This is a genomic window from Piscinibacter sp. (assembly GCF_050175855.1).
Lineage (GTDB): Bacteria > Pseudomonadota > Gammaproteobacteria > Burkholderiales > Burkholderiaceae_C > Piscinibacter.
Genome location: NZ_JBFXIO010000287.1, coordinates 1 through 6,879, shown reverse-complemented (window position 1 = coordinate 6,879; position 6,879 = coordinate 1). Strand labels below are relative to the sequence as shown.

Sequence of the window (6,879 nt, the reverse complement as noted above, 5' to 3'; positions counted from 1 at the left end):
GCCATCTGGAACTTCATGGGGGCGCGAGTCTACGCGGCCAGCGCGGCCAGTTCGCCGGCGACCCGATTCACCCCCTCGATCGAGAGGTAGTCGTCGACGCGGCCGCGCACGTGCGCCACCAGGGCGGCCTCGCTGCGCTGCGTCGACCAGTCCTCGCCGTCGCCGCCGGCGCGTGCGGCCTGCGCCGACAGCACACGCCACTTGGCGCACCAGCTCACCGACCACAGCCACATCGCCGAACGCAGCGGCACGAGCCAGCCGGCCCAGGCCTGGGCGTCGGCGCACTGCGACTGCCAGTGGCACTGGAAGGCCCGCACCTCGTCGATCGTCAGCACGGCATGGCTGGCCGCGTCCCAGGTCGTCGAGGTGTAGAGCGTGGCGTGGGCCAGGTCCAGGGGCGGCAGGCTATAGCGCGCCTTCTCCAGGTCGACGAGTACGGCACGGCCGTCGGCGCGCACGATGAAGTTGCCAGGGTGGGCGTCGAAGGCGATCAGCCGCTTCGGCGGCCGCTCGGGCCGGGCGCAGAGCTGGTCGAGCGCGCGCCGTTGAGAGTCGATCGCAGCACGGGCCGCGGGGGCCAGGCCGGCCGCGTCGAAGTGCTGCGCCTGCGCCTCGATCTCGCCGCGCAGCAGCGCGAGCGGATCGCTCGGATCGAGCAGCGGCGCGCGCAGGGCCGGCGCGGGCAAGGGCAGCGAGTGGATCGCCGCCAGCGCCTGCGCGACGGCGCGCAGGTCCTGCGGCAGCCGCGCCGGGCGGCCGACGATTTCCTCGACCAGCAGCGCGCCGCGCGGCAGCGCGGCCGAGGGCGGCATCACGCCGTGCAGCCGCGGCGCGTGGCCGCTTGCGGAAGCCCGCTCGAAGCAGGCGGCCTGGTAGGCGAGGTTGTCGGCGGCGGCCAGGCCCATCTGGCTCTGCTTGGGAATGCGCGCCAGCACGCCGCTGCCGGCCAGGCGGAGGTGGGCATGGGCAAGGCCCAGGTCGGGCAGCGGCTCGAGCGGCGCCTCGGCCCAGGGCGAGCGCACCTCGCGCAGCGCCGTGCGCAGATCGTCGGCCAGGCTCACGTCCAGCCCCGGCCGGCGAGATGGACGAGGTCGGCCGGCTCGTCGATGTCGTGCAATGCCGGCAGTTCGGCCCAGCGCAGGCCCGCCTCGCGCAGCCGCTCGCGCGTGATCGCCAGCACCTGCGGCGTGCTCCAGGGCATGTCGGTGAACAGCCGCGGCGCCATGCGGCGCAGGCCGATCAGCACATAGCCGCCATCGTGCGCGGGCACGAGCACCGCATCGTGTTCCCTCAGTGCCGCGTGCGCGGCACGCAGCACGGCCGCATCGAGCGCCGGCGCATCGGTGCCGATCAGCAGCGCACCGGCGTGACGGGGCAACGCGCGTTCGAAGGCCCGCTGCATGCGCGCGCCGAGGTCGCCTTCGCCCTGGTCGGCGAGGCCGATGCGCCCGGCCTTCGCGAGCCCGGCGAACGCCGGGTGCGACGCCTGCGGCGCGGCGCACAGCGTCACCGGCCCGAGGCCCGCGGCGAGCGCTTCGTCCAGCGTGTGATCGAGCATGCGCGCGGCCAGCGCGGCGGCGCCGGCCGCACCGAGCGCCGGAATCAACCGAGTCTTGGCCAGCCCGGGCAGCGGGGCCTTGGCCATCACCAGCACGGCGCAGTCGTCAGCGGTCGGTTCGGGGTTCAGCGGTACCACGGGGCCAGTCTATCGGCGCTCACGCCGAGCGCGTAGAGCAGGCGCAGCCGCCACATCAGCACGATGGTGCGCCACACGCCGCGCTGCTCCCAGCGGCGGCCGGAGGTGAGCACGCGTTCGCGCAGGCAGGCCGGGGCGCGCAGCCGCTTCAGGCGGGACGACAGCTCGATGTCCTCCATCAGTGGCTGGTCGGGAAACCCGCCCGCCGCGTCGAAGGCCGCGCGGGTCATGAACATCGCCTGGTCGCCGGTGGCGATGCCGGTCCAGCGCGAGCGGCGGTTCATCAGCGCGGCAACCACGGGGAGCATGCGCGAGCGGCCTTCGATCACCACGTCGAAGCGCCCCCAGGCCAGCGGGTGCGCCTCCAGCGCCGCGTCGATCAGCGCATCGGCACAATCGGGCAGGCGCGTGTCGGCGTGCAGGAAGAGCAGCCGAGGCGCCGAGGCTCGTGCCGCGCCCGCATTCATCTGCCGCGCCCGGCCGCGCGGGCCGTCGATCACCTGGTCGGCCAGCGGCGTGGCCAACGCCACCGTGTCATCGCGGCTGCCGCCGTCGACGACGATCACCTCGGCGCCACGCGCGCGCAGCGGCGCCAGCGCCCGGAGGGTATCCTCGATGCCCGCCGCTTCGTTCAGCACGGGCACGACGATGCTCAGCGGCGCCGTCATGCCGCCCTGGCCAGCCGCCGCTGCGACAGCCCGTACAGCGATACTGCCACCGCCAGCGCCGCAGCCCAGGCCAGGCCATAGACCAGCCAGGCCGGCGCATGGCCCAGACCGAGCGTCAGCGTGACGAAGAAGGCGCCGAAGCCAGACAGCCCGCGCACGAAGCCGCGCAGCAGCGCCACCGTGGCCGCATCGCCGTAGCGCGGCAGCGTGAAGCAGGGCAGCACGTTGCCGGTGATCGGCACGGCCAGCAGCAGGCCGCTGAACGTGGCCGGCGCGATGCCGGCGCTGCGGATGATCAGCCAGGCGACGAGCATCGCCGCGGCGACGCGGCAGGCCAGCTCGATGGCCGGGATGTCCACCGCGCCATGGCGCACCGGCAGGCGCGGCATCAGCGGCCGGCCGATCGCCAGCACGGCCAGCGCCAGCACACACACCACCGCCGGTGGCAGCTCCAGCATCGGCAGCAGCGCGCCCAAGCCGAAGAACGCCACGTTGGCCAGCGCCAGCGACAGCCACCACGGCCAGCGCGTGGCGCTCCAGGCGAACACCACCAGGTGCGCCACCGTCGCCGGGAGGCACACCAGCGTGGCCAGTGCGATGTCGCGCACGCTGTCGACGGGCGTGGACGCCAGCACGAAGCCCATGATCGGCCCGGCGATCATCGGCAGCCCGGCCAGCGTGCCGCCCACGCCATGGCCGAAGCGCCGCGCCGCGAGCGACGACAGCAGCGCCGACGCCGCGACGAGCAGCAGCTTCAGCAGCATAGGGCGGTGTCAGCCGGGCGTGCCGTAGCCGCCGCCGCCGGGCGTCTCGATCACGAAGACGTCGCCCGCGGCCATCTCCACCGAACCGATGTGGCCGAGGACCTCGACACGGCCATCCACGCGCTCGACGCGGTTCGCCCCCGGCTGCCCCGGCTGGCCGCCGGCCATGCCGAAGGCGCCGTGCCGGCGGCCGTTGGAGAGGATGGACGCAGTCATCGGCTCGAGGAAGCGCACGCGGCGCGTGCCGCCGTTGCCGCCGCTCCACTGCCCCGCCCCGCCGGAGCCGGCGCGGATGGCGTAGCTCTCCAGCCGCACCGGGAAGCGGAACTCCAGCACTTCGGGGTCGGTCAGGCGCGAGTTGGTCATGTGGGTCTGCACCACGCTCGTGCCGTCGAAGCCCGGGCCGGCGCCGGAGCCGCCCGAGATCGTCTCGTAGTACTGGTGGCGCGCGTTGCCGAAGGTGAAGTTGTTCATCGTGCACTGGCCGGCGGCCATCGCGCCGAGCGCACCGTACAGCGCGTTGGTGATGCAGGTCGAGGTCTCGACGTTGCCCGCCACCACGCTGGCCGGCGGGCGCGGGTTGAGCATCGAGCCCTCGGGGATGATCACCTTCAGCGGCTTGAGGCAGCCGGCATTGAGCGGGATGTCGTCGCCCACCAGCGTGCGGAAGACGTACAGCACCGCGGCCATGCACACCGCGGTGGGCGCGTTGAAGTTGTTGTCCAGCTGCGCGCTCGTGCCGGTGAAGTCGATCTCCGCACTTCGTGCAGCGGCGTTCACCCGCACCGCCACCGAGATCTGCGCGCCGTTGTCGAGCGGCAGCGTGAACGAGCCGTCCTTCAGCTTCGTGATCACGCGGCGCACCGACTCCTCGGCGTTGTCCTGCACGTGGCGCATGTAGGCCTGCACCACCTCGAGTCCGAACTGCGCCACCATCTTGCGCAGCTCCTGCACGCCCTTCTCGTTGGCGGCGATCTGCGCCTTCAGGTCGGCGAGGTTCTGCTGCGGGTTGCGCGAGGGGTACTTGCCGCTGGCCAGCAGCGCCAGCATCTCCGCCTCGCGCAGCCGCCCGGCCTCGACCAGCTTGACGTTGTCGATCTGCACGCCCTCTTCCTCGATGCGCGTGGAGAACGGCGGCATCGAGCCCGGCGTGGTGCCGCCGATGTCGGCATGGTGACCACGGCTGCCCACGTAGAAAAGGATCTCGCGGCCGGCCTCGTCGAACACCGGGGTGACCACGGTCACGTCGGGCAGGTGCGTGCCGCCGTGGTAGGGGTCGTTGAGCGCATAGACGTCGCCCGGCTGCATGCGCCCGGCGTTGCGGGCGATCACCGTCTTGATCGACTCGCTCATCGAGCCCAGGTGCACCGGCATGTGCGGCGCGTTGGCGATGAGCTGGCCCTGCGCGTCGAACAGCGCGCAGGAGAAGTCCAGCCGCTCCTTGATGTTTACCGAGTAGGCGGTGTTCTGCAGCTGCAGGCCCATCTGCTCGGCGATGTTCATGAAGAGGTTGTTGAAGACCTCCAGCATCACCGGGTCGACCGTCGTGCCGATGGCGCGGCGCTGCTCGCGCGGCTGCACGCGCTCGAGCACCAGGTGGTCGAGCGCAGTGACGCGCGCACGCCAGCCGGGCTCGACCACGGTGGTGGCGTTCTTCTCGGCGATGATCGCCGGGCCGTCGACGAAGAGGCCGGGCTTGGCGGCCTCGCGCACGACCAGCGCCGCATCCCACCAGCGGCCGCCACTGAAGAGCTTCACCGTCTCTTCGGCCGGCATGGGCGACGGCGCCAGCGTGGCCTGCGGCGTCTCGGCCGGCGCATCGCCCGCCCCCACCGATTCCACCGATACCGCCTCCACGACCAGCGCGCGCTCCTGCATCAGGAAGGCGAATCGCTGCCGGTAGGCAGCCTCGAAGGCCGACTGGATATCCACCGCCGAGCCGAAGGGCACCACCAGCGCCGAGTCGGTGCCTTCGTAGCGCACGTGCACGCGGCGGTGGGTGCGGATCTCGCCGCCGCTCACGCCCTGGCGGCGCAGTTCGCCCTCGGCCTCCGCGGCCAGCGCGTCGAGGCGATGGGCCACCGTGGCCAGCGCCTCGGCGAGTTTCAGTTCGACCGCTGCCTCCCGCATCACGCTCTGATCGGCCAGGCCCATGCCGTAGGCCGACAGCACGCCGGCCAGCGGATGCGCGAAGACACGGTCCATGCCCAGCGCATCGGCCACGCGGCAAGCATGCTGCCCGCCGGCACCGCCGAAGCACTGCAGCGTGTAGCGCGTCACGTCGTAGCCGCGTGCCACCGAGATCTTCTTGATCGCGTTGGCCATCGCGCCCACCGCGATGTCGATGAAGCCTTCGGCCACTTCTTCCGGCGTGCGCTGCGTGCCGGTGGCCTGCGCGATGCGCTGCGCCAGCTCGGTGAACTTCGCCACCACGACCTCGCGGTCGAGCGGCTCGTTCGCCTCCGGCCCGAACACCTTCGGGAACCACCTCGGCTGGATCTTGCCGACCATCACGTTGGCGTCGGTCACCGCCAGCGGCCCGCCGCGGCGATAGCAGGCCGGGCCGGGGTTGGCGCCGGCGCTCTCCGGCCCGGCGCGAAAGCGCGCGCCGTCGAAGCTGAGGATCGAGCCGCCGCCGGCGGCCACCGTGTGGATACTCATCATCGGCGCGCGCATGCGCACGCCGGCCACGCGGGTCTCGAAGGCGCGCTCGAACTCGCCGGCGAAGTGGCTGACGTCGGTGGAGGTGCCGCCCATGTCGAAGCCGATCACCCGGTCGCCGCCGAGATCGTTCTTCGCGAGCTGGGCCGTGCGCACCATGCCGACGATGCCACCGGCCGGCCCCGAGAGGATCGCATCCTTGCCCTGGAAGGCATGGGCGTCGGTCAGCCCGCCGCTGCTCTGCATGAAGAAGAGCTTCACGCCGGGCATCTCGCCGGCCACCTGCTCGACGTAGCGGCGCAGGATGGGCGACAGGTAGGCGTCGACCACCGTGGTGTCGCCGCGCGACACCAGCTTCATCAGCGGGCTGACCTCGTGCGAGACGCTCACCTGCGTGAAGCCGATCTCGCGCGCCAGCCTTGCCGCCGCGATCTCGTGCGCCGGGTAGCGGTAGCCGTGCATGAACACGATGGCCACGCTGCGCAGGCCGGCGTCGACGGCGGCCCAGAGCCGCTCGCGCAGGTGCGCCTCGTCGAAGGGTTCGACCACGGTGCCGTCGGCGCCGATGCGCTCCTGCGCTTCGATCACGCGCGTGTAGAGCAGCTCGGGCAGCACGATGTGGCGGTCGAACAGGCGCGGCCGGTCCTGGTAGGCGATGCGCAGGGCGTCGCGGAAGCCACGCGTGGTGACCAGCAGCGTCGGCTCGCCCTTGCGCTCGAGTAGCGCGTTGGTGGCCACCGTGGTGCCCATCTTCACGCACTCCACGCGCTCCGGCGTGATCGGCTCGCCGGGCGCGAGGCCGAGCAGGTGGCGGATGCCGGCCACCGCCGCATCCCGGTATTGCTCCGGGTTCTCGGACAGCAGCTTGTGGGTGACCAGCGATCCGTCCGGGCGCCGGCCGACGATGTCGGTGAAGGTGCCGCCGCGGTCGATCCAGAACTGCCAGCGAGAGGACGGGGTGGTGTTCATGACGTGCTCGAGGAATGGTACGGGATGAAGATGGCGTTCGCCTGCGGGCCGACTTCGCGGATCCACTCCAGCGCGAAACGCTCGCCAAGGCGACGCAGGTGCAGCGCGAGAGGCGGCGCCG

The 6,879-nt window shown here is 72.3% G+C and carries 5 protein-coding genes; all 5 read right to left on the bottom strand.

The features are described 5' to 3' along the window. Nucleotides 1-29: 29 nt before the first annotated feature. Genes AB7U92_RS18965 through AB7U92_RS18945 form a run of 5 tightly spaced genes read right to left on the bottom strand, consistent with a single transcriptional unit; the run spans nucleotide 30 to nucleotide 6,758 of the window. Entirely contained in the window at nucleotides 30-1,061 is a 1,032-nt protein-coding gene (locus AB7U92_RS18965; protein ID WP_428580528.1) for a phosphotransferase, read from the bottom strand. Further along, entirely contained in the window at nucleotides 1,058-1,696 is a 639-nt protein-coding gene (locus AB7U92_RS18960) for a TIGR04282 family arsenosugar biosynthesis glycosyltransferase (RefSeq protein ID WP_428580525.1), read from the bottom strand. Before AB7U92_RS18960 ends, AB7U92_RS18965 begins: the two co-directional genes overlap by 4 nt. Next, the gene (locus AB7U92_RS18955; RefSeq protein ID WP_428580523.1) at nucleotides 1,684-2,364 is read right to left on the bottom strand and encodes a TIGR04283 family arsenosugar biosynthesis glycosyltransferase; all 681 of its coding nucleotides are present in this window, start codon (nucleotides 2,362-2,364) and stop codon (nucleotides 1,684-1,686) included. The genes AB7U92_RS18960 and AB7U92_RS18955 overlap by 13 nt, the downstream gene beginning before the upstream one ends. Next, entirely contained in the window at nucleotides 2,361-3,128 is a 768-nt protein-coding gene (locus tag AB7U92_RS18950) for a hypothetical protein (protein ID WP_428580520.1), read from the bottom strand. The genes AB7U92_RS18955 and AB7U92_RS18950 overlap by 4 nt, the downstream gene beginning before the upstream one ends. Nucleotides 3,129-3,137: 9 nt before the next feature. Further along, nucleotides 3,138-6,758, bottom strand: a complete 3,621-nt coding sequence (locus AB7U92_RS18945; RefSeq protein ID WP_428580518.1) for a hydantoinase B/oxoprolinase family protein — start codon at nucleotides 6,756-6,758, stop codon at nucleotides 3,138-3,140. Nucleotides 6,759-6,879 lie beyond the last annotated feature (121 nt).